1 protein-coding gene and 1 pseudogene are annotated in these 1,490 nt (G+C 61.5%); both read right to left on the minus strand.

Translation table 11 applies throughout. The annotated features are described in order from the left end of the window. A partial coding sequence (locus EN750_RS33915) for an alpha/beta fold hydrolase (RefSeq protein WP_127399246.1) occupies positions 1-375 on the minus strand: 375 nt, incomplete at its 3' end. 198 nt (positions 376-573) lie between these two features. Next, positions 574-1,490: pseudogene (locus tag EN750_RS33920) on the minus strand (hypothetical protein); the annotation flags it as partial.

The following is a 1,490-nucleotide window of genomic DNA, read 5'->3' on the forward strand; positions in this document are numbered from 1 at the left end:
CAACAGCGGTCCATTGATTTCGGGGCCAAGGCCGCCCGGCGCCAGAAGCGTCAGCGAGGCTATCTTTTCGGGCTCGGCCAGCGCCATCAGCGCCGCCACGGCACCGCCCATCGAGTGGCCCACGAGATGAACGCGCTTCAGGCGACGCTCCGAGAGATCGGCGAGCACGGCCTTGGCTGCCACCCTGGCGGGACCGGCGGCGGGAAAATCGAGCGACAACCCGTGCCCAGGCAGATCATAGGCCAGCGTATGCGTGGAAGGCGTCAGGGCGGAAATCACCTCGCGCCATACATCATGGCAGCCGCCGAAACCGTGCAGCAGGACGATGGCCTTCGAGCCAACACCCTCTTCGGCGGCAAAAAGTGATGCGGTCATGAAAGCTGATTTTTTGTTATTGCAGAATGCGCGACACCCAATGGTGGCTGAATTGCTCCTAGTCCAACGTGATGACCAGTAAAATTTTCGCGATTTGTACGGTTGTGTACAGAACTTGGCGACCAATCGGCAATCGGCGATCGGAGCGCAGGAAATCCATCGGGACGCGGCACAGCCAGTACGCGGACGTCGATGGTGTCAGCTTGGGCTGCCGAGCCCGGCAGCGCGGAGTGCCTGGACCAGCCGGTCGGTCAGGTCGGCCGGATATTTCCGCTCGACGAAAGTCGCCCGCGGATCGGCGGCAAATTTGGGGAACTCGGTGGTCAGTTGTTTCAGCAGCGTGCTCACCAGATGATCCTGTCCGGCAGCCTTGGCGCCGATCAGCCGCGCCGCCAGATAGTGTGATTTCGTTGCCGTCGTTCTCAGGGCCATGCTGGCTGCGACCGCCTTGTTCATGTCGCCGAGCATGAGCTCACCGACGAACAGCCCATAATCCCACCATGTCGGGTGCCCGCTGAAGGTCTCCGCCGCATGATCAAGGATCGGCGTTCCCTCAGCATATCGTCCGGCGAAGATCAGCCCGTAGCCGTAAGCGGCGGCCATGCCGAGATCGTAGGGGTTGAGTTCATAGGCCTTGCGCATCCAGCGGATCGCTTCGTCCGTATTGCCGAGGCGCGAACTGACATAGCCGTAGGAGCGATGGGCATAAGGGCTGGTCGGACCCATCTGCACGCCGCGATGGGCAAACTCGACGGCTGTCTCAATCGTCGCATTGGGCGGATAGGCGTAATGATCGGACACCGCCTCGAGATGCAGGGAAGCAAGTTCCGAATAGACGAGCGAGGACTTGGTTCCACCATTGGCCAGCTTCTCGAGGCAACGGTAGGCTGCCTCATGGGTCCTGGCGTTCTGGTCGAGGTAATATTTGCCGTTGAGCAGCAGACATTGCGTCAGACCGTTTGGCGTGCCGGTCTGCTCGATATAGTTGTAGATGGTGCCGGAGGCGGGGAGTGCCGAGCTCAGCATGTCGGCGATACGGTCTTCGACCGCGGCAGGTGCGCTGTCGGCGGGGGGGAGATTGCGCGATAGAAGCACCCGTCCGGACGCCATGCTTT

It is taken from the genome of Mesorhizobium sp. M7A.F.Ca.ET.027.03.2.1 (genome assembly GCF_003999175.1).
GTDB lineage: Bacteria > Pseudomonadota > Alphaproteobacteria > Rhizobiales > Rhizobiaceae > Mesorhizobium.